Origin of the sequence: Sulfitobacter sp. NFXS29 (genome assembly GCF_040148765.1) — a bacterium.
Taxonomy (GTDB): Bacteria; Pseudomonadota; Alphaproteobacteria; order Rhodobacterales; family Rhodobacteraceae; genus Sulfitobacter.
On the sequence record NZ_JAGDED010000001.1, the window covers coordinates 472458 to 491785 of the forward strand.

Consider the following 19328-nt stretch of genomic DNA (forward strand, 5'->3'; position numbering starts at 1 on the left):
CTTTATGCTGCACCTGCAAAGATAGGAGGTAAGGGTTAAGATGACAACAGAATCCGAAAATCCCGAGATCACTGAGCCTCAAGCCCTGTCTCGAATGGCGCAAAACCTGAAAAAGGTTGAAGAATTAAGTAAGCGCCTGACCCGCGTGATGTCGCAGCGCGAGGGCCATCAGCCCGCGTTGGACGGGCCGAACCAACAGCTTTTCGCAAAAGCAGCACAGTCTTACTGGGCCGAGGCGATGACAAATCCGGCCCGTTTGATGGAGCATCAGATGGGCTATTGGACCAAATCGGTCGCCCATTTCGTCGAGGCGCAGCAGGCGCTGGCCAAGGGCGGGCTGGCCCCGGTCGAGGGGGAGGCGCCCACCGACAAACGTTTTGCCAATCCGCTGTGGCAGACCCACCCCTATTTCAACTTCATCAAACAGCAGTATCTGATCAACGCCGAAGCGCTGCGCCAAGCGGTCGAAGACGCCCAAGACATGGACCCGGCCGAGAAGAAGCGGCTGGTCTATTTCAGCCAGCAGATCATTGCGATGATGTCGCCGACCAATTTCCTTGCCACCAACCCCGATGTTTTGGAGCGCGCGGTAGAGACCGAGGGCGAGAGCCTTGTGAAGGGGCTGGAAAACCTGATCGCTGATCTGGAGGCCAACAACGGTGAGTTGGTCGTTAAACTGGCCGATGACAGCGCCTTCGAGTTGGGCCGTAACATCGCCACCACGCCCGGCAAGGTGGTGTTTCGCAACCGCATGTTCGAGCTGATCCAATACACGCCCAGCACCGAAGAGGTGCACAAGACCCCGCTGCTGATCTTCCCGCCATGGATCAACAAGTTCTACATCCTCGACCTCAAGGCGCAGAACAGCCTTGTCAAATGGCTCGTCGATCAGGGGCACACGCTGTTCGTCGTCTCATGGGTGAACCCTGATGTGAGCTATGCCCAGATCGGCATGGAGGATTACGTCGAAGAGGGCTACCTCGCCGCGATTGAAGAGGTGAAGGCGATCACGGGTGAAAAGCGCGTGAATGTCGTCGGCTATTGTATTGCAGGCACCACGCTGGCGCTGACGCTCTCGCTGTTGAAAAAACGCAGCGACACGTCGATCAAATCCGCGACCTTCTTCACCGCGCTCACCGATTTCTCGGATCAGGGCGAATTCCAGCCCTTCCTCACCAATGACTTCATCGACGGGATCGAGGCCGAGACGGCGGATAAGGGCATTCTGCCCTCTGTGGTCATGGCGCGGACCTTCTCTTTTCTGCGCTCCAACGATCTGGTCTATGGCCCCGCCGTGCGCAGCTATATGATGGGCGAGACCCCACCGGCCTTTGATCTGCTCTATTGGAACGGGGACGGGGCCAATCTGCCGGGGCAGATGGCGGTGCAATATCTGCGCGGCCTGTGCCAACGGAATGAATTGGCCGAGGGCGGGTATAAACTGCTGGGCGAGCGGCTGACCCTCGACGATATCGAGGTGCCACTCTGCGCAGTGGCCTGCGAGACCGACCATATCGCGCCGTGGAAAGACTGCTACCGTGGCGTGCAGCAGATGGGTTCAAAGGACAAGACCTTTATCATGGCGCAATCGGGCCATATCGCGGGCATCGTGAACCCGCCCAGCCGCAACAAATACGGCCACTATGTGAACGGTGATCTTAGTCAAGATTACGCAGCCTGGCGCGAGGCCGCAACTTATCACGAGGGGTCATGGTGGCCGCGGTGGGGCAAGTGGCTGGTCAAACGTGCAGGCGCTATGATTCCCGCGCGCTTTCCCGGCGATGATGGCCGCGAGGTTCTCGGCGACGCGCCGGGCGCCTATGTGGCCCGCAAGGCAAATGACTGATTACCTTACGTAATCTTAGCGCGCTAGGCAGCTTATGCTGCAATGCAGAAAAAACCTTGAAATGCTGCGCTGCGGCATCTATATTGTGGTCAGACGCGAAACGGACGGGTCTTCCCGCTCCCTTGCCACAGCAGCAGTAAAAGGATTGAGACATGACCAAGACACCTGACATGACCGCGATGTTCAAAGACATTATGGGCGCTTTCCCCGTGGATAACGCCGCCATGCAAGACGCATTCAAAAACACCGCCTCCCTGAACGAGAAACTCTCGGGCGTTGCTTTTGACGCGGCTGAAAAATCGGCTGACATCTCCACCGCCTGGACCAAAGAAACTCTGTCCCGCCTGACCGAGATGACCAAAGTCAAAGCCGAGCCCACAGACTACGCCAAAGCGATGACCGATTTCGCTTCCGCCTCCGCTGAATCCGCGGCCGAGCATATGGCCGCCTTCGCCGAGATCGCGAAAAAAGTGCAGTTGGACACTGTTGAGCTGATGATGTCGGCTGGCAAAGAATTCCAGAGCGACGCGACTGCCGCAGCGACCAAGACAGCCGAGAACGCTCAGGCTGCTGCCAAGAAATCCACCGTGAAGTAAACCGCCCGTCGGTTTTATCTTCTCGGCATGATGCCTAGAAAAAGGGCAGGTCCAATCGGGCCTGCCCTTTTGTCATGCGCTCTTTCTATTTGCCGATCCCTGTCCTAAGCTGCGATGCAGCACCACTGGTCGGGAGTAACATCATGGCGGACAAACCGAAGCCCTTGCTGATAAAACGCTATGCCAGCCGCAGGCTCTACAATACCGAAACAAGCGATTACGTCACCTTGGAGGATATCGCCGGTTTCATCCGCGATGGCCGTGAGGTTCAGATCGTCGACCTGAAGTCTGGCGATGACCTGACACGGCAATATCTGTTGCAAATCATCGCCGAACACGAAAGCCGGGGCGAAGCCGTCTTGCCGGTCGATGTGCTCACCGATTTGGTCCGCAGCTATATGTCGGGCAATGTTTCGGTGGTGCCGCAGTTCTTGCAGGCCTCTTTCGACATGCTCCGCGATGGGCAGAGCAAAGTGGTCGAAAACATGAGCGCGATGAACCCTATGGCCAAAATGCCCGGTATGGAAGCGATGCAGGCGCAGCAAGAAGCCTTCATGAAAGCGATGACAGGGGGCTGGGCCAAATCGACCGCGCCGGAACCACCCAAGCCGCAGGCCGAACAGGGCGACGATCTGGATGCGATCAAAAAGCAGTTGGCCGAATTGCAGGACAAACTGTCAAAGCTGAACTGACCCACCCCCGGAGAGGGAGCCCTGCGCTCCCTCCTTTCGGTGCACCCTATGCAGCCTGTGCATCCGCCACATCGGCCAGCGCCGCCAAGATCACATCCGCCACAGCGTCGATCTCATCCAGCGTCAACTGAACCGGCAGGCGCACGTCACAGGCACTCATCAGCATGGCGCGGGTGCGCGGCAGGTCAGGCAGGTCTTCGATGAATTGCCAGTTCCAAAAGGCCCGGGCGTTGTCGGTGCTCTGGCCAAAGACCTGCACCTTCACACCCGCTGCATCAGCCGCCGCGGCAAATGCCCGGATCGTTGCATCGGGCAGACCGACCACATTAAACTGGATAGAATCCGGCGCGCGGGTCTCTCCGGGCAGAGGGCTTGGCACCTCGATCAGCGGTGAGGTCGCCAGCCGCGCGGCCATGTGATCATGATTGCGCAGCCCATCCGCCACCCGGCGCGGCAGATGGGATATTTGCGGACGGATAATCGCTGCCGACAGGTTCGACATGCGCAGATTGTACAGCGGCAACCGGTTCTGCCATGTGGCAAAGCTGTCTTGCAGCGCTGCGTGTTTCCTCCAATTGTGCTCATAGGCGCCCGACATGATGATGGCACGGGCCACCAGATCGGCATCGTCGGTGATCAGGATGCCCCCTTCGCCCGCGTTAATCATCTTGTAGGACTGGAAGGAAAAACAGCCGATCTTGCCAATCGTGCCAATCTTTCGCCCCTGCCAAAGCGTACCCAGCGAATGGGCAGCGTCTTCGATCACCGGCACATCGGCGGCCTCGCAAAGCGCCGTGATCGCATCCATATCCGAAGTGTGCCCGCGCATATGGCTGATGATCACGGCCTGAACACCGGGCAATTTGGCGGCGAAATCCGCAAGATCGACGCGGTAATTCTCGCCCACCTCGCAAAGCACCGGCTTGCAGCCTGCGTGGATCACCGCAGAGGGCACGGCGGCGAAAGTAAACCCGGGGATCAGAATCGACGCCTTTTTCGGCAGGTCTAGGGCGAGCAAGGACAGAAACAGCGCGGCGGAGCATGAAGAAACGGCCAGGGCATATTCACTGCCCATCATCCGCGCGAATTCGACCTCCAGCAAGGAAACAGGCGCGTCCTTTGCCGCGGTGTAGCGAAAAAGATCACCGCTTTGCAAAAGCGCCGCAATGGCGGCCTCGGCTTCAGCGGGAATAGGTTCGGCGCGGTGCATGTCGGGCAAAGCCATATTTCAAAATCCTGAATAATGATTTCCAGAATTGTAAAACAACGCGCTGCTCGGGCCAAGAGAAGACCAGCCCAGCGCGTACCCCAGTTCTTCCTTCATTCTTTCTCAAATACCCGCGGGGGAATCGCGCCCCCGGCGCGATGGGGGCAGCGCCCCCGCTTTTCAAAAGCCCGCCCAAAACGAGCCGCCCGCCATTGCCGCTCACGCTGCCGAAGTCAAAGACCCAGCCGATCCCGCGTCGCATACCAAAGCATGGCCAGCATCAGCAGCGGACTGCGCAGAGAGGCACCGCCCGGAAATGCCTGCGTCGGGATCGCGGCCATCGTGTCGAAACCAGCAGCATCGCCCTCGATCGCCTTGGCCATTAGATAGCCCGCATGGGTCGCGGTGCCGACCCCGTGGCCAGAATAGCCCGATGCCGACAAGATGTTCGGCGCCAGCCGCGCGACATAGGGCAGGCGCTTCATCGTGATGCCCAGGGTGCCGCCCCAAGCATAGTCGATCTTCACATCCCTCAACTGCGGAAAGACCTGCGACATCGGTTTGCGCACCTTGGCGGCGATGTCCTGCGGGAACCGGTAGCCGTAGCTTTCGCCGCCCCCGAAAAGCAGCCGCCCGTCGTGCGACAGCCGAAAGTAATTCACCACGAACCGGCTGTCAGCCACGGCCACGTCGCGGGGCAGCACATCGTTTACGCGGTCGCCCAATGGTTCAGTCGCGGCAATGAAGTTGTTGATTGGCATGACCCGCGCGGCCACGTCGCCGTTAAGCTTGCCCAGATAGCCGTTGCAGGCCAGCACCACATGGTCGGCGGTGACGCTGCCGGTGGCGGTCTGCACAATCGCCTTGCTGCCTTCGACGATATTATCGGCGGGGCTTGTTTCATGGATACGCACCCCCGCGGCGCCGGCGGCGCTTGCAAGGCCGAGCGCATAGTTCAGCGGATGCAGATGCGCCGCGCCCATATCCAGCACACCGCCCTTGTAGTCGGGCGAGGGGCAGACCGATTGCAACGCGGCGTGATCCAACACCTCAATCTCATCATAGCCGTAGTTCTTTTGCAGATGCTCTGCATAGTCGTGCAGATGCCGCACGTCAGCGGCGGTTGATCCGGTCCATGCCACGCCGGGTTTCAGGTGGCAGTCGATCTCATGCTTTTCGATCAGCGATTTGACCAGCGCTTTGGCCTCTTGCCCCATCTCCCAGAGCTTGGTGGCATGCGCTTGGCCCAGCATTTTCTCAAGACCGTCCTGCTCAACCCGCTGACCGGAACCTAACTGCCCGCCGTTGCGGCCCGACGCACCAAAGCCCACGCGCTGCGCGTCCAACAGCACCACGTCATAACCCGCCTCGGCCAGATGCAGCGCGGCCGAAAGGCCGGTATAGCCCCCACCAACGACACAGACATCGGCTTTGGTGTCGCCTTGAAGCGGCGGGTGGGCCCTGTGCTTCGTGGCGGTGGCGGCGTACCAGCTTGTGGGGTACTGGCCGGGCGTGTCGTTGGCGTAAAGCAGGTTCATCGGGCCTCCGGGCGTTAGACGTTCATCAGCAGATGTTCACGTTCCCAAGGCGAGATGACCTGAAGGAACTCTTCGTATTCCGCCCGTTTCACGATGGAATAGACGCGGGCGAACTCCGGCCCCAAAGCCTCATGCAGCTCCGTGGCTTCTTCAAACAGATCAAGTGCTTGGCCCAGAACTTGGGGGATGTCCCCTTCGCCGACATAGGCGTCGCCCTTGAATTCGGGCAGCGGGTCTTTCTGCTGGATCAATCCCAGATAGCCGCAGGCGAGGCTGGCGGCGATGCCGAGGTAGGGGTTGCAATCCATCCCCGCAAGGCGGTTCTCAACCCGGCGCGATTTTGGCCCCGAGAGCGGCACGCGGATGCCGGTGGTCCGGTTGTCGCGACCCCACTCAAGGTTGATCGGCGCGGCGTGATCCTTGACGTAGCGGCGATAGGAATTGACGTAGGGCGCGATCACGGCCAGCGCCGAGGGCATGTGGTTTTGCAGCCCGGCGATGAAGTGCTTGAAGGGCGCAGTCTCTTCCCCATCCGCATCGACAAAGATGTTTTCGCCGGTTTTCACGTCCAGCACCGAGTGGTGGATATGCATCGCGCTGCCCGGCTCATCGGCAATCGGCTTGGCCATGAAGGTGGCATAGCACTCATGCCGCATTGCCGCTTCGCGGATCAGCCGTTTGAAGTAAAACACTTCGTCTGCCAAACGCACCGGGTCGCCGTGCTGCAGATTGATCTCAAGCTGGCCAGCGCCGCCTTCTTGGGTGATGCCGTCGATTTCAAAACCCTGTGCCTCGGCAAAGTCATAGATGTCGTCGATGACGGGGCCGAACTCATCCACGGCGGTCATCGAATAGGCCTGCCGCGCTGCTGCGGGGCGGCCCGAGCGGCCCATCATCGGTTGAATTTCCTTGGCCGGGTCGATGTTGCGGGCGACAAGGAAAAATTCCATTTCAGGGGCCACCACAGGCTCCCATCCCTTGTCGCGATAAAGCTGCACCACCCGCTTGAGCACATTGCGTGGCGAATAGGCCACCGGTTCATTGTTGCGGTCATAGGCGTCGTGGATGACCTGAAGCGTCCAGTCCCCGGTCCATGGGGCGGCGGTAGCCGTGTCCATATCCGGGCGCAGGATCATGTCTTTTTCGATGAACCCATCGTCGCCCGCCGCTTCGCCCCATTCACCGGTGATGGTCTGGTAAAAGATGCTGTCGGGCAGGTGAAAGTAATCCTGCCGCGCGAATTTCGACGCCGGGACGGCCTTGCCGCGGGCGATGCCGGGCAGGTCGGGGATGATACATTCCACTTCGTCCAGACGCCGGCCCTCAAGATAGGCACGCGCCGCTTCGGGTAGTGCTTCTGTCCAATCCTCGGCCATCAGGCCCTCTCTTTCCTGTTGTCTTTGAAGAATGCGGCCATTTGGTCCGCGATTTTTTGGTTATCAATGGGGCCACCAAGCGCGGCGGTGGCCTGTTCAAGCTGGTGGTCTGGCACCACGCCCTTGCCGCGGGTTTTGATCAGCCCGTCGATGAAATCATGGCCGAATTCGGGGTGAGGCTGAACCGTCCAGATGCGGTTGTCATAGGCCAGCGCAGCATAGGGGCAGAAATCAGATGAGGCGACGACCTTGGCACCTTCGGGCAGTTCGACAACCTGATCCTGATGCCATGCGTTGAGCGCCAGCTTGTCTCCGTCCATGTCGTATTCGGTGCGGCCAATGGACCAGCCGCCGGTGAACTTTTCGACCTTGCCGCCAAGCGCTTGGGCGATGACCTGATGGCCAAAACAGACGCCAATCATCGGGCGGCCATCGGCATAGGTCTCGCGGATGAAGTCTTCCAGCGGCGGGATCCAGTCGTGATCCTCGTAAGCACCGTGTTTGGACCCGGTGATGAGCCAGCCATCGGCCTCATCCACCCCTTCGGGCAAGACCCCATCGACAACCGACCAGATTTGAAAGTCAAACTCATGACCGTCCAGCAGCTTGGTGAACATTTCGCCATAGTCGCCCAGCTGTTCGCGGAAGTCATCGGGGGAGTGGCCGGTTTGCAGAATGCCGATTTTCATGTGTCACCTGTTACACAGTGTCGAGGTAGATCTCGACCTGTTCCTCTGGGGTCAATTCCTGCATGTAATGCAATTCTTGGCGTTTGGTCAGCACGAAGTTGCGGACCATCTCGGGGGCAAAGATCCGTGCGACTTGGGGGCAACTTTCAAACAAGTCGATGGCGGTTTTCCAATCGCTGGGCATGCGCGGCAGATCGGCGGCATAGGCATTGCCGGCGATCGGGGCGGGCGGCTCTGCTCCATCTTCGATCCCGTTGAGCGCCGCGCCCAAGACGGCCGCCAGCATCAGATAGGGGTTCACATCGCCCCCCGACACGCGGTGTTCGATCCGCCGCGCCTTGTGGCTGCCCGAAGGGATGCGGATCGCGGCGGTGCGGTTTTCATAGGCCCAGCAAACCCCGGTGGGCGCATGGGATTCCGGCACCATCCGGTCAAAGCTGTTGGCATGCGGACAGAACACCAGCGCCGAGCCCCGCATCGCGTTCATGCAGCCCGCCACGGCGTGGCGCAGCGTGTCGGTCCCCTTGGGCCCGCCATCGTCAAAAATGTTGTCGCCATTTCCATCCAGCACCGAGAAATGCGTGTGCAGTCCAGAACCGGAGTAATCCTCGTAAGGTTTCGCCATGAAGCTTGCGGCAAAGCCGTGCCGCCGCGCCAGCCCTTTGACCAGCATCTTGAACAGCCATGCGTCGTCGGCGGCGCGCAGCGCATCGTCGCAATGCATCAGGTTGATCTCGAACTGGCCCAGACCCGCTTCGGAAATGGCGGTGTCGGCGGGGATGTCCATCTCTTCGCAGGCGTCATAGAGATCGGTGAAGAACAGATCGAACTGGTCGAGCGCGCGGATCGACATGGTCTCAGCCGCCTTGCGCCGCTTGCCCGAGCGGGGCGAGATCGGCACCTGAAGGTTGCGGCCCGAATCGTCGATCAGGAAGAATTCCAACTCCACCGCGCAGACCGGTGTCAGCCCGCGCGCTTTGTAGCGGTCAAGCACGGCGCGCAGCGCGTGGCGCGGATCGCCGGGGTAGGGGCGGCCATCTTCGCGGAACATCCAGATCGGCAGCAGGGCCGAGGGCGCGTCAAGCCATGGCATTGGCATGAAGCCCCGCTCGGTCGGTTTCAGCACGCCGTCCGCATCGCCGGTCTCGAACACCAGCGGGCTGTCGTCGATATCCTCGCCCCAGATGTCGAGGTTCAGCACCGACACCGGAAAGCGGGTGCCTTCGGTGGTTACTTTATCCGCAAACCGCGACGGAATGCGTTTGCCGCGGGCTTGGCCGTTGAGATCGGCGGCGGCCACACGAATGGTGCGGACCTGAGGGTTTTTGCGAAGCCAGTTGTTCATACGTCACCTGCAAAGGCGGTGGGCATGTCACAAAGCGGTTCACCCGGGGGCAAAAGCGGTTGGCGCCCACGCGCCGCGTAATTTGATCAAATAATGGATACTACCGGATCAAATTAGGACGCAAGCGAATTTTACGGCGTTGGGCCTGTGGCAGGTGCCGGTTGAGGCGGGAATTGATCAAACCGAAGACGCCAATGATGCAGAGCGTTAGAAGGATGAAATAACCGGCAAGAATGGGATAGGGCACGAAGGGATTGAAGGTTTTGTCGGCAAAATAGCTGGCGTAATAGAGCGCATCTCCGCGCTGTTGCCATGCCGGGAAACCGCTGAAAAACACCAGTGTTGTAGCGTGAAACAGGAAAATCGCCTCGTTCGTATAGGCGGGCCAAGCGAGCCGCAGCGAGGTGGGCCAGATCACCCGGCGAAAGCGCGACCAGCCCGACAGACCATAGGCATCTGCGGCCTCCACATCGCCCTTGGGGATGGATTGCAGTGCGCCGTAAAAAATTTCGCCCGAATAAGCGGCAGTGTTGAGAAAGAGCACGATCAGCGCCCCCAACCATGCCGCGGTGAAGGGGGCGAAAAAGGCGTATTCGGACTTCAGCGACAGAAACAGGAAGTAGCCAAAGAAGAATTGGATGAAGAGCGGCGAGCCACGGAAGATGAAGATGAACCACTCCGCCGGTTTGCGGAACCAAGGGTTCGTGCTGGCCTTCCCAACGCCAAGCGCCGTGGCAAAGAAGAACCCGGTCAGCAGGGCGATGACGCCAAAGTAGATGTTCCACAGCATCCCTGAGCCGATCAGCGTGAACTGTTCGCAGAGCGTGAAACCCTCGCGCGGCAGCAGGCGTTCACCATAGCCAAGAGAGCGCAGACCGTAGTCCTGGATCGTTTGCAGACAGCTCATGCGTCGGCCCTCCGCTGGGCTTCGCCGCCGGTGGTGGCTTGGCCGCGTGTCAGTCGTTTCATCAGACGGTCCAACGAAATCTCGGAAATCCGGGTGAAGAGCAGGTAGAACACCAGCAGTCCGAGGAAGTACCACATGCGCCAGTCGGGGTGCGGGTAATCGGTAAAGCGCGGCGTCTTGGTGCCGCCCAACTCTCGCGCCCAATAGACGATATCCTCGACGCCCAAGAGAAACAGCAGCGGCGTGGCCTTGATCAGCACCATCCAAAGGTTGCTGAGACCGGGCAAGGCATAGACCCACATCTGCGGCACCAGCACCCTCCAGAAGGTCTGGCGGTGGTTCATGCCGTAGGCCTCGGCGGTTTCAAGCTGCGCCCGGGGCACGGCGCGCATGGCACCGAACAGGACGTTGGCCGCGAAAGCGCCGAAGACGATGGCAAAGGTGAAGACGGCAAGCCCGAAACCATAGGTCTCATGCACCCATTGCGCGGCATTGCCCAAAGGCATTTTGGCGGCCTGACAGACCACAAAATCACTGCCTTGGCGGATCGGCATGTCCCAATCGGAACAGAGCGCCTTGTGACGCAGGTATTCGATGCCCTGATCCAAGGCGATGACGAAAAACAGAAAGAAGGCGATATCCGGCACACCGCGCACCAGCGCGATATAGCCTTTGCCGACCCAACTCAGCGGCGCGAAACGCGCACGCGCCATCATGGCCCCGCCAAAGCCGAAGGCCAGCGCCACCGGCGCGGTCACGGCAAGTAGCATCAAGACCTTGAGGAAGGACATGTAGAACGACATATGAACGCCGGTTGTCAGGTAACAGGCGGTCCAGAACCAGTCGTTCAGGATCGATGGGTCAGAGCAGAAAGAAAACATGGGCCCCCATGGGCTGGTCCGCGCGAGGGTGCTGCGCGAGGGCTGATCCGCGCGAGAGTGCCGCGCAGGGAAGGTCAGGCGCGCCGCGAGGGGCGCGCCTGAGGTTGGATCACTCGTAGGTGTTGGTGTCGTCGCCGAACCACTTTTTGAGCATTTCGTTCAGCGAGCCGTCTTCCTTCATCTCGGTGATTACCGCGTCGAAGGTTTCCAGAAGTTCGCCGTCGGATTGGCGCAGCGCCATGCCGATGCCTTCGCCGAGCGGCACGTCATCGCCCACGAACATCAGCTCACCGCCGGATTCCTCGACGATCGGCACGAGGTAATCTTTGTCAGCGAAAACCGCGTCGGCTTCGCCGTTGCGCACGGCCGCGACGGTTTCTTCGGGGGTTGCGAATTCGATCAGCGTGGCGCCGCTTTCGGCAACATGCGCGGCCTGGATGGTGGCTGTCTGACCGGCAACAACCCCGCCTTCGATATCCGCACCTTCAGAAGCCGCGACATAGGCGGACGCGGTGGGCGGATAGTAGTCCTGCGTAAAGGCCACGACTTCGCGGCGCTCATCGGTGATGCTCATGCCGGCCATGATGTTGTCGTAGTTGCCCGACACGAGGTTGGGGATGATGCTGTCCCAGTCGTTTTTGACCCATTCGCAGGTCAGCTCGGCGCGTTTGCACAGCTCGTCGCCCAGTTCACGCTCGAAACCGTCGACTTCGCCCGCATCGTTGATGAAGTTGTAGGGGGGGTAGGCGCCCTCGGTGCCCATGCGGATGGTTTTGCCATGGGCTTCGGCCATCGCGAAACCAGCAGTCATGCTGAGCGCGGCGCTTGCCAGTAGGATCTTTTTCATTTGGTAACTCCCTTTGGTTTTTGTTTACGCAGGCTGGGTTGCCGAAAGGAACCCACGCAGACGTTCCGATTTGGGCGCGCCGAAGACTTCTTCGGGCGTCCCTTGTTCTTCAATCAGACCTTTGTGCAGGAAGACGACATGATCGCTGACGTCAGCCGCCAGTTTCATGTCATGGGTCACGATCACCATCGTGCGCCCCTCTGCGGCCAGATCCTTGATAACTTTGACGACTTCCTGCTCCAGCTCGGGGTCGAGCGCGCTCGTCGGCTCATCAAAGAGCAGCGCCTCGGGCTCCATGCAGAGTGCACGGGCGATGGCGGCGCGCTGTTGCTGGCCGCCGGACAGTTGCGCGGGGTAAACATCGCATTTGTCGCCGATGCCGACCTTTTCGAGATAGCCGCGCGCGGCGCGCTCCACCTCTGCCCGGTCGCGGCCCAGCACGGTCAGCGGGGCTTCCATGACGTTTTGCAGGATCGACATATGCGCCCAGAGGTTAAACTGCTGGAACACCATCGACAGGTTGGTGCGAATGCGCAGCACCTGTTTGGCGTCCGCCGGGCAGCGGTGGTGGCCGTTGCCTTTCCACCGCACCGGTTCGCCTTTGAAAATCACCTCGCCCTGTTGGCTGTCTTCCAACAGGTTGCAGCAGCGCAAAAGGGTGGACTTGCCAGAGCCCGATGAGCCGATCAGCGAGATCACATGGCCGCGCGGGGCGGTTAGATCGACCCCTTTGAGAACCTCCAGTGAGCCATAGGCTTTGTGAAGGTTCTTGATCTGGATAACCGGGGTATCTGTCGTCACGGAAACTGTCGCCAATCTGTCATTTCAGTGCGCTATAAAGCGACGAATCGACGGAAATTGCAACGCAGAGTTTGGCCCGCGTTGCACCACAGCACCGGTGCTGACGCTAGGTCAGCTTTCCTTGGCGACACGCTGGCGCGCCATGGCGCTGTCAGTATCGGTGACGCCCAATAGGTTCGACACCAACCGCAGCAGCGCGTCTTCTTCGTCAGAGCGGCTGCCATCGGCCAAAACCACCTGCCAAAGCGCCTCGATCACCTCTAGCCGACGCTCATAGGGCACCGCGTCTTTGATCGCGCGGGTAAAGCGCACAGTGTCGGGGGCTTGGGCCTCAAGCGCCTCGGCTTCCTCGCGCAGGGCGGTGGCGTCGGCCTCATTCAGGCCGTAGCGTTCAGCCGCGATCCGGTCGATCAAGCGCCGTTCGCTCATTGCGTAGTCATTGTCGGACCGGGCGATGCGGACCAAAAGCGCGGTCAGCGCGAGGCGGGCATCGTTGTCGGCCAATGGGTCGGGTTCGGGCTGGGTCAGCCGTTTGAGAAAGTCACCAAACATAAGTGCGTTATCATCCTGCTGCGGAAAGGGGCCGGCAAGCCTCTCCCCGGTGTGAAAGGGATTTTCAGAGTGTATTCAAGGCGTTGGCACGGGCTGCGGCCATATCCTCATCCGATAGGCCAAGCGCGGTTTCGATGGCGACAAGTTGGATTTCCTCATCATCATTGCGCGCGCCATCCGACAGAGCCACCTGCCACATCGCCTCACCCAGTGCTTTGCGGTCGGCATAGTCGACCTCTTCGCGCAGGATGCGGGTGAACTCAGGCGTGCCGGGTGCGTCACGCTCCAGCGCCTCGCACGTGGCGCGCAGCTTGGCGGCCTCAATGGGTTTCAACCCAAAGGTCCGCGCCAGAATCTGGTCGATCTGGCCGATTTCAGAGGCGCGGTAGTTACGATCCGCAAAGGCCACGCGCACCAAAAGCGCGCCCAGTGCCAGTTGGGCATTGGGCTGCGGCAGAGGTTTCGGCTGTGCCTTACGGCGGGGGAACAGTCGGTTCAGCATGGGGCTCACTTATCGCAGGAAACAGGGTCGCCATAGAGGAAACTGCGCGCGGGGCGCGCTGGTTCCTGCAATGGTCCGCATGGATTTAGCTGTCATAGCCTTCGACGATCACCAAAGACCCATCGGCCACGTTCAGGCGGATGTCTTTGGCGCGTTGGTAGCCGGGGCTTTCGTAGCAGGCGACCGCGTCGGCATAGCTGTCGAATTCCAAGACAACAGTGCGGGCGCGCATCTGGCCTTCGCGGACCTGTTGGGTGCCGCCGCGCACGAGGAAACGCGCGCCATAATCCGCAAACGGTTTGGCATTGGCGGCGCGGTATTTATCATAAATCGCAGTGTCGTGGATATCCATTGTGGCGATCCAATAGCCCTTTGGCATCTGTTATCTCTCCTGTTGGGTCAAAGTGGCGAAACGGGCGGTGAGGTTCTGCGCCTCAGTTGCCAGCCCGTAGGGGGGACTGATCACGAACATGCCCGAGCCGACCATGCCATGACCGGGGCGCGCAGGCGGGAAGCGCACTTCGTGGCGCAGCGCATCTGGGTGGTTGGCGGTGAGCGTGTCGAGCATCGGTATATGCGCGCGGTTGGTCAGGATCGGATACCACAGGGCGATGATTCCAACATTCCATGCGCGATGCAGCTTGGCGATCTGGCGCGGGATGGTCTCGTAATCCGTCTTGATCTCATAGCTAGGATCAATCAGCATCATCCCCCGGCGCGGCGTCGGTGGGGTGAGGGCAAAGGCCATCTCGAACCCATCGCTGAGGTGGCATTTCGCCGGGTAGGGCGACATCGCCAGATCAAGGGCGCTGTGCTCTTGGGGGTGCAACTCGGCCAGATGGATGCGGTCATCGGGACGCAGCAGTTTTGCAGCCAGCAGAGGAGAGCCGGGATAGGCGCGGGGGCCGTGGGTCTCGCGCAGGTCTTGCAAGACTTGGGAATAAGGGTGATCGGGGGCGAACCAATCGGCCACCTTGTCGATGCCCTGCCGCGCCTCGCCGGTCTTTTCTGCCGCCGCGTCCGACAGGTCATAGAGCGCCCGGCCTGCGTGGGTTTCCAGATAGGTGAGCGGTTTGTCCTTGCGGGTGAGATACGACAGCATCCACGCCAAAAGCGCGTGTTTCTGCACGTCTGCAAGGTTTCCGGCGTGGTAGATGTGTTGATAGCTCAGCATGGCCTAGCTGTAGCGGAGTGGTCGGCGGGTGCAACGCGAAAGAGCGGAGAGGGCCATCGCCTGGCCCGTCGCACCGCAGGTGCGACGAACGAACGATGGCACGCCTACGGCGCGGCGGGCGGGCAGGCGATGGCCCAGCACCTGCGGCTTGTTTTCGGGCCCTTTGATGGCTGCCAGACAGAAAAAAGGCCCGGCGTTTAACGCTCGGGCCTTCGATCTTATACCAACCGCGACACATCCTTCGCGGCGCGCACGAAATCCTTGAAAAGGGGATGCGGATCAAACGGCTTTGACTTCAGCTCAGGGTGGAACTGCACCCCGATGAACCACGGGTGATCCGACCATTCCACGATCTCTGGCAGCTTGCCATCCGGCGACATGCCCGAGAATTTCAGCCCAGCCTTCTCAAGCTGTTCCTTATAGGCGATGTCGACCTCATAACGGTGGCGGTGGCGTTCGTCGATCGTGGTGGTGCCATAGGCTTCGGCCACGCGCGAGCCTTCGGCCAGCGTCGCGTCATAGGCGCCCAAACGCATGGTGCCGCCTTTGTCGTCATCGACCTTCCGCGCCACCTTGTGGTTGCCCTGAACCCATTCTTTCAGGTGGTAAACCACCGGCTCAAAACGCTTTTTTCCTGCCTCATGGTCAAACTCTTCCGACCCCGCAGATTTCAGCCCGGCCACGTTTCGCGCGGCTTCGATCACCGCCATCTGCATGCCAAGGCATATACCGAGGTAGGGGACCTTGTGCTCGCGGGCATATTGCGCGGCCTTAATCTTGCCTTCGGTGCCACGCTCGCCAAAGCCGCCGGGGACGAGGATCGCGTGAAAACCTTCAAGATGCGGCGCGGGGTCTTCGCTGTCGAAAATCTCGGCGTCGACCCATTCCACGTTAACCTTGACCCGATTGGCCATGCCGCCATGGGTCAGCGCCTCGGCGATGGATTTATAGGCGTCTTCAAGCTGGGTGTATTTGCCGACAATGGCGACTTTGACTTCGCCTTCGGGGTTGTAGATGCGGTCGGCCACGTCTTCCCAACGGCGCAGGTTCGGCTTGGGGGCAGGGGTGATCTGGAAGGCATCCAGAACCGCCTGATCCAGCCCCTCGCGGTGGTAGGCCAAGGGCGCTTCGTAGATCGATTTAAGGTCTTGCGCGGCGATCACCGAATCCGGGCGTACGTTGCAGAAGAGCGCCAGTTTCTCGCGTTCTTTCGCGGGGATCGGGCCCTCGGACCGGCAGACCAGAATGTCGGGCGCGATGCCGATTGAGCGCAGCTCTTTGACCGAGTGCTGCGTCGGCTTGGTCTTCAATTCGCCGCTGGCTTTGACGTAGGGCAGCAGCGTGAGGTGCATGAAGATACACTGCCCGCGCGGCTTGTCCTGGCTGAACTGGCGGATCGCTTCAAAGAAGGGCAGACCTTCGATATCGCCCACGGTGCCGCCGATTTCGCAGAGCATGAAGTCGACCTCATCATCGCCGATATCGATGAAGTCTTTGATTTCATTAGTGACGTGGGGGATAACCTGAATGGTCTTGCCCAGATAATCGCCGCGGCGTTCTTTCTCCAGCACGGTGGAATAGACCCGGCCCGAACTGATGCTGTCGGTCTTGCGCGCGGCCACGCCGGTGAAGCGCTCATAGTGCCCAAGATCAAGATCGGTTTCCGCGCCATCATCGGTGACGAAGACTTCGCCATGCTCAAATGGCGACATCGTGCCGGGGTCGACGTTCAGGTAGGGGTCCAGCTTGCGCAGACGAACCGAAAAACCGCGTGCCTGAAGCAAGGCGCCCAAGGCCGCCGAGGCCAGACCCTTGCCCAGCGACGAGACCACACCGCCTGTGATGAAGATATAGCGTGCCATGTGATCGGAGACCCCCGTGAAATCAAAGTTTGTTGCAGGCAAAAACCAGCCAAACGCGCTGCGGAAAACCGCAGCACCACGGGATTTAAGCCTTACAGGATTCGTGCGTGTGAGGCAAGGCCTGCCGCAACATGCAGTTGCGGAACAAGGCCGTGCCTCAAGGTTTTGTGTTCGTTAGCTTAATCGGCCGCAGGGACCAGCGGTGAGTTGCCATCCGCGGAAGGCGGCAGCAGATCGTCGCCCGCAGGCAGGGCAGGGCTGCCATCTTGGTTCTGGGCGGGCGGTGTCGCGCTCAGCCGGTCGATGACCGACGAGCCTGCGGATTTTTCCGCCGCGATGATGGTCAGCGTGATCGAGGTGGCGATGAAACCAGCGGCAAGGATCCATGTCACCTTGCCCAGTGCCGTCGCGGCAGAGCGGCCCGAAACGGCACCACCGCCGCCGCCACCCATGCCAAGGCCACCGCCCTCAGACCGTTGCAGCAGTACCACGGCGATCAGGCCGAGGGCCAGAATCAGGTGAATGATCAGAACGACATTTTCCATGGGTACGACAGCTTTCGGTTTTGGTTGGCGGGTATCTATTCGTCTTTGCCCATGGGGGCAAGGGTGGATTGCCGCCGAGCAGCGATCGGACCGGGGTGAAAAGCGGGGAGGGGGCACCAGACGGATGAAAGGCACGAGCAAAGACCGCCGCATGGGGGCGACGGTCTTTTGAAGCAGTACTCAACCACAATATGTAAGAGGGTTATCCTGGAATTAAGGTGGTGCAGACTCGCTTCGTAGGAATACTATAGCATGAAATGCGGGCAAATTCGCCCATTTTCTTTGCAGAGAAATGAAGGGATTGCCCGTGATCGGCGATGGACAGCCGATCCCCTCTGGGGCAGTCTGCCGCCATGCCTCATGATCATCCAGACCACGATCACCCCCATGCCCTGCTGCCGCCCGAGCCTGCGCTCAGGGTCAAGGCGCTGGAAACGCTGCTGACGGCCAAGGGGCTGATTGACCCCGCTGCATTGGATGAGATCATCGACACCTATGAGAACCGCATCGGCCCGCGCAACGGGGCCGAGGTTATCGCCCGCGCGTGGAGCGATCCTGATTTTCGCGCGGCGCTGCTTGAGGATGCGACTGCGGTGGTGGCCGAGATGGGGTTCTTCGGGCGGCAGGGCGAACATATGGTCGCGGTCGAGAATACGGATGAGGTGCATAACATCGTCGTCTGCACGCTGTGCTCCTGCTACCCTTGGCCGCTTCTGGGCATTCCGCCAGGTTGGTATAAATCCGACGCCTACCGCGCCCGCGTGGTGCGCGAACCGCGCAAGGTGCTTGCTGAATTCGGGGTCGAACTGCCCGCAGACACCGCCGTTCGGGTCTGGGATTCAACGGCAGAGGTGCGCTATCTCGTAATCCCGCAGCGCCCTGCGGGGAGCGAGGGCATGAATGTCGCAGCGCTGGCCGATCTTGTCACCCGCGACAGTATGATCGGCACCGGATTGGCCAAAGCGCCATGACCCGCGTGCATGATATGGGCGGGCGCTTCGGCGATGGCCCGGTGACGCCCGAGGGCGAAGACGTGATCTTTCACGCCGAGTGGCACCGCCGCGCGCTGGCGCTGACCTTGGCCACCGGCACCTTGGGCAAATGGAACATCGACGTCTCGCGCCATGCTCGCGAATGTCTCGCCCCCACCGATTACATGCGGTTCAGCTATTATGAAAAGTGGCTCGCCGGGGTGGCCGATATGTTGGTCGCCCGCGGGGTGGTCAGCCGTGAGGAACTGGCGGGCAAGGCCGATCCTGCGCCCAGCCCGCTGGCGGAAAAGGCGACGAAAGCGCCGCAGGTGGCCGGGGTGCTGGCCCGTGGCGGCCCGGCGGATCGTCCCTCAGCCATCGCGGCGATCTTTGCGCCCGGCGATGCGGTCGTCACCCGCAAGCAGCCTGAAAACACCATTGTTCCCGGCGGGCACACCCGGCTGCCTGCCTATGCCGCGGGCGCGCAGGGCCGGGTGCTGCGGCTGCATGGCACACATGTCTTGCCCGACAGCAACGCCCATGATCTGGGCGAAGCCCCCGAGCCGCTTTACGCCGTAGCCTTTCCGGCCTCTGAACTTTGGGCGCATCCCGAACACCCCCGCGATGAGGTCGTGCTCGACCTGTGGCAAAGCTATCTGGAGGCCCCATGAGCGCCCCGGAACCCGTCTTTGAGGCGCCATGGCACGCGCAGGTTTTCGCGCTGACGGTGCATCTGAACGAGAGCGGCCTTTTCGATTGGCCCTTTTGGGCCGACCGCTTTGGCGCGACGCTCGCCCGGCATGGGCTGGCGCGCGCGTTGAACGGCGGAGAGGACTATTTCAACGCTTGGCTGGAAACCCTCGAAACCCTGTTGATCGACGCAGGCCATGCCCGCCCCGGTGATCTGCGCAGCCTGCGCGACGGGTGGGAGGCCGCCTATCTCAGCACGCCGCATGGCGATCCGGTGCATCTGAAGGCGGGGCCGAGCGTCTAAATC

Annotated in this window: 21 protein-coding genes; 6 read left to right on the top strand and 15 right to left on the bottom strand. The window is 60.7% G+C overall.

Going from position 1 to position 19328, the window contains the following annotated elements; genetic code table 11:
• Nucleotides 1-40: 40 nt before the first annotated feature.
• From J3456_RS02410 to phaR, 3 genes are all read left to right on the top strand, one after another.
• Complete coding sequence (locus J3456_RS02410) at nt 41-1846, top strand: PHA/PHB synthase family protein (protein ID WP_349578736.1); 1806 nt, start codon at nt 41-43, stop codon at nt 1844-1846.
• A 152-nt stretch (nt 1847-1998) separates the two neighbouring features.
• Nucleotides 1999-2442 carry a phasin family protein gene (locus tag J3456_RS02415; RefSeq protein ID WP_349578737.1) on the top strand — a complete coding sequence of 148 codons (444 nt, stop codon included), beginning with the start codon at nt 1999-2001 and terminating at the stop codon, nt 2440-2442.
• Between the two features lie 143 nt (nt 2443-2585).
• A complete protein-coding gene (gene phaR, locus J3456_RS02420; protein ID WP_259945368.1) occupies nt 2586-3134 on the top strand; it encodes a polyhydroxyalkanoate synthesis repressor PhaR in 549 nt (182 codons plus the stop codon).
• 46 nt (nt 3135-3180) lie between these two features.
• On the opposite strand, the gene J3456_RS02425 is transcribed toward phaR, so the two are convergent.
• From J3456_RS02425 to secG, 15 genes are all read right to left on the bottom strand, one after another.
• Nucleotides 3181-4359 carry a DegT/DnrJ/EryC1/StrS family aminotransferase gene (locus tag J3456_RS02425; protein ID WP_349578738.1) on the bottom strand — a complete coding sequence of 393 codons (1179 nt, stop codon included), beginning with the start codon at nt 4357-4359 and terminating at the stop codon, nt 3181-3183.
• A gap of 215 nt (nt 4360-4574) precedes the next feature.
• Entirely contained in the window at nt 4575-5879 is a 1305-nt protein-coding gene (locus tag J3456_RS02430) for an NAD(P)/FAD-dependent oxidoreductase (RefSeq protein ID WP_349578739.1), read from the bottom strand.
• Between the two features lie 14 nt (nt 5880-5893).
• Complete coding sequence (locus tag J3456_RS02435) at nt 5894-7255, bottom strand: glutamine synthetase family protein (RefSeq protein ID WP_349578740.1); 1362 nt, start codon at nt 7253-7255, stop codon at nt 5894-5896.
• Entirely contained in the window at nt 7255-7944 is a 690-nt protein-coding gene (locus tag J3456_RS02440; RefSeq protein WP_259945360.1) for a type 1 glutamine amidotransferase, read from the bottom strand. The genes J3456_RS02435 and J3456_RS02440 overlap by 1 nt, the downstream gene beginning before the upstream one ends.
• Before the next feature lie 10 nt (nt 7945-7954).
• On the bottom strand, nt 7955-9289 hold the full coding sequence (locus J3456_RS02445; RefSeq protein ID WP_349578741.1) for a glutamine synthetase family protein: 1335 nt from the start codon (nt 9287-9289) through the stop codon (nt 7955-7957).
• A 100-nt stretch (nt 9290-9389) separates the two neighbouring features.
• Nucleotides 9390-10196 (bottom strand): ABC transporter permease, encoded by an 807-nt coding sequence (locus J3456_RS02450; RefSeq protein ID WP_349578742.1) that lies wholly within the window; start codon nt 10194-10196, stop codon nt 9390-9392.
• Nucleotides 10193-11077 (bottom strand): ABC transporter permease, encoded by an 885-nt coding sequence (locus J3456_RS02455; RefSeq protein ID WP_349578743.1) that lies wholly within the window; start codon nt 11075-11077, stop codon nt 10193-10195. Before J3456_RS02455 ends, J3456_RS02450 begins: the two co-directional genes overlap by 4 nt.
• A gap of 109 nt (nt 11078-11186) precedes the next feature.
• Nucleotides 11187-11924: a transporter substrate-binding domain-containing protein gene (locus tag J3456_RS02460; RefSeq protein WP_259945352.1), complete on the bottom strand. Its 738-nt coding sequence runs from the start codon at nt 11922-11924 to the stop codon at nt 11187-11189.
• A 24-nt stretch (nt 11925-11948) separates the two neighbouring features.
• Nucleotides 11949-12725: an ABC transporter ATP-binding protein gene (locus J3456_RS02465; protein WP_259945350.1), complete on the bottom strand. Its 777-nt coding sequence runs from the start codon at nt 12723-12725 to the stop codon at nt 11949-11951.
• A 111-nt stretch (nt 12726-12836) separates the two neighbouring features.
• On the bottom strand, nt 12837-13277 hold the full coding sequence (locus J3456_RS02470) for a tellurite resistance TerB family protein (RefSeq protein ID WP_067938626.1): 441 nt from the start codon (nt 13275-13277) through the stop codon (nt 12837-12839).
• 64 nt (nt 13278-13341) lie between these two features.
• On the bottom strand, nt 13342-13779 hold the full coding sequence (locus J3456_RS02475; protein WP_067627069.1) for a tellurite resistance TerB family protein: 438 nt from the start codon (nt 13777-13779) through the stop codon (nt 13342-13344).
• Between the two features lie 85 nt (nt 13780-13864).
• Entirely contained in the window at nt 13865-14158 is a 294-nt protein-coding gene (locus tag J3456_RS02480) for a DUF1330 domain-containing protein (protein ID WP_067627071.1), read from the bottom strand.
• Nucleotides 14159-14161: 3 nt separating this feature from the next.
• The gene (locus J3456_RS02485; RefSeq protein WP_349578744.1) at nt 14162-14953 is read right to left on the bottom strand and encodes a 23S rRNA (adenine(2030)-N(6))-methyltransferase RlmJ; all 792 of its coding nucleotides are present in this window, start codon (nt 14951-14953) and stop codon (nt 14162-14164) included.
• Nucleotides 14954-15171: 218 nt separating this feature from the next.
• Complete coding sequence (gene pyrG / locus J3456_RS02490; protein WP_067627074.1) at nt 15172-16815, bottom strand: CTP synthase; 1644 nt, start codon at nt 16813-16815, stop codon at nt 15172-15174.
• 179 nt (nt 16816-16994) lie between these two features.
• Complete coding sequence (gene secG / locus J3456_RS02495; RefSeq protein ID WP_067627076.1) at nt 16995-17360, bottom strand: preprotein translocase subunit SecG; 366 nt, start codon at nt 17358-17360, stop codon at nt 16995-16997.
• Nucleotides 17361-17713: 353 nt separating this feature from the next.
• Here secG and nthA point away from each other — a divergent pair, with 353 nt between their 5' ends.
• The 3 genes from nthA to J3456_RS02510 are packed head-to-tail and all read left to right on the top strand — an operon-like array spanning nt 17714 to nt 19325.
• The gene (gene nthA, locus J3456_RS02500; protein WP_349579128.1) at nt 17714-18331 is read left to right on the top strand and encodes a nitrile hydratase subunit alpha; all 618 of its coding nucleotides are present in this window, start codon (nt 17714-17716) and stop codon (nt 18329-18331) included.
• Nucleotides 18328-19002 carry a nitrile hydratase subunit beta gene (gene nthB / locus J3456_RS02505; RefSeq protein ID WP_349578745.1) on the top strand — a complete coding sequence of 225 codons (675 nt, stop codon included), beginning with the start codon at nt 18328-18330 and terminating at the stop codon, nt 19000-19002. Before nthA ends, nthB begins: the two co-directional genes overlap by 4 nt.
• On the top strand, nt 18999-19325 hold the full coding sequence (locus J3456_RS02510) for a nitrile hydratase accessory protein (protein ID WP_349578746.1): 327 nt from the start codon (nt 18999-19001) through the stop codon (nt 19323-19325). The genes nthB and J3456_RS02510 overlap by 4 nt, the downstream gene beginning before the upstream one ends.
• Nucleotides 19326-19328 lie beyond the last annotated feature (3 nt).